Source organism: Bittarella massiliensis (ex Durand et al. 2017), from assembly GCF_017566145.1.
Classification (GTDB): Bacteria; Bacillota; Clostridia; order Oscillospirales; family Ruminococcaceae; genus Bittarella; species Bittarella massiliensis_A.
This window is the reverse complement of the sequence record NZ_JABFCL010000218.1, coordinates 1-222: the sequence shown is the minus strand read 5'-3', so window position 1 is coordinate 222 and position 222 is coordinate 1. Positions and strand designations below refer to the sequence as shown.

Sequence of the window (222 nt, the reverse complement as noted above, 5' to 3'; positions counted from 1 at the left end):
TGAAATATTTTTATGACCGGATTCGGAGAAATCTGGTTTTGGGTAAGGAAGCAAAGGAAGAAGGATAGGAGGGGTGCTTATGAGAATCCAGGGACTTCAGAAGCTGACACTTTTGGATTATCCCGGAAAGACAGCGTGTACCATTTTCCTTGGAGGATGTAATTTTCGCTGCCCGTTCTGCCATAATGCGGCACTGGTGACAGGAGTAGAGGATCATGAAAA

General features: G+C 45.0%; 1 pseudogene. It reads left to right on the top strand.

The features are described 5' to 3' along the window. Nucleotides 1–79: 79 nt before the first annotated feature. A pseudogene (locus HJY11_RS14100) lies at nucleotides 80–222 on the top strand (4Fe-4S cluster-binding domain-containing protein); the annotation flags it as partial.